Origin of the sequence: Herpetosiphon giganteus (assembly GCF_016907925.1) — a bacterium.
GTDB classification, from domain to species: Bacteria; Chloroflexota; Chloroflexia; order Chloroflexales; family Herpetosiphonaceae; genus Herpetosiphon; species Herpetosiphon giganteus.
In genome coordinates this window covers 1-1,312 of sequence record NZ_JAFBCZ010000081.1, presented here as the reverse complement: position 1 = coordinate 1,312, position 1,312 = coordinate 1, and the positions used below count along the sequence as shown (strand labels likewise).

General features: G+C 65.5%; 1 protein-coding gene. It reads right to left on the bottom strand.

Going from position 1 to position 1,312, the window contains the following annotated elements:
* Window positions 1–40: 40 nt before the first annotated feature.
* On the bottom strand, window positions 41–1,210 hold the full coding sequence (locus JOD20_RS26280; RefSeq protein ID WP_239584098.1) for a transposase: 1,170 nt from the start codon (window positions 1,208–1,210) through the stop codon (window positions 41–43).
* Between the last annotated feature and the right edge of the window lie 102 nt (window positions 1,211–1,312).

Here is a 1,312-nt window from a genome sequence, read left to right as displayed (position 1 = left end):
TTTAAGGGCGGACAGGTTGAGGAATAGCTATCAATAGATGTTAGGCCATTTCCAAGCCCAGTCGTCTGCCCCGCATCACCGTCGTTGCCCAGCATTCGTGAAACGCGGTTCCCGCCAGCGACAGCCGTTCTCCCACGGCGAGCTTGGTTCCGGTCCACAGCCACCGCAGCACCCCATACCGCCCCAACCGGAATAGACTCTCCCGCGCCGCCCATGGGCGGCGCGGCGTTGGCGTTGGCCCGCGCTCGGCCAAGACGGCCTGTGCCTCCGCCGTCCCGATGAGCAGCACCAGCACCGTCGCGATCGCCATGCCCAGCACCAGTGCCTCCTGCGTCGTCTGGCTCCGCGTCTGGCTCGCCTCCCACTGCCAGCCCGCCGTTTTCCAATCCCGAAACAGCGCTTCGATCGCATACCGCCGCCCATAGGCGTGGCGGATCACCCCAATTCCTGCCAGATTGCTGACCAGCAACAACGGTTCTTGGGCCGCTGCCGCCCACGTCGCGACCACCGTCACCGTCCGCCAGCCCGCGTTTTTGAAGGCCTGCCCCCGCCGCGCCACGCGCTGGCCCCGTCCCACCAGCGTGCGGATCGGAACTTCGGTATGGCCCCGCAGCAGCATACGCGTGTGGCCTTGGACGCGCACGACCCAACTCCAGCCATGGGCCGTTACCTGATCGGTAAAGACCGGACAGCCAAAGGCGCGGTCGGCGACGACGATGACCGGGGTGGTGGCGGGGATGACCTGGCGGACGCGCGTGAGCAGGGTGGCGGTATCGGTCCAGAAGGCGGTGGCGCGGCGCGTGTTGCCGGGATGGAGCACCCAGGCGAGCGGGATGGCGCGTCCGTGATACCAGAGGGCGGCAGTGAGCAGGGTCCACTGGTCGGTATGGGTGGTTTCATCGATGATGACGGTGACGGGTTCCGCAGGGGCGAAGCGCAGGGTGGTGGTGAGGATGGCCCGATGGAGCGACCACGCGAGCTGGGAATCCCGATAGGTGCGGCGCAATCGTCGTTCATGACTGGCGGCATGGGCAGCGGTGGAGACACCAAGGGCACAGCCCCACGCCACCACGCGGGTGGTGATGGACTGCATGAGCAGGATGCTGACGAGCCAATCGGTGAGACGACGGGCAGTCCAGGGCGACAGGGTGGGCATGGCGGTCAGCAGGATGGTGTTGATCCAGTGGGCAAGCGCTGGTATACTTGGCATACGACCTCGGTTTTGCTCTGGGTTTGGTTTCGTCACCATCCAGTATACCAAACCGAGGTCGTGCTGTATCCCCTGGTTGAGCGTCCCTGTCCGCCCTTAAAC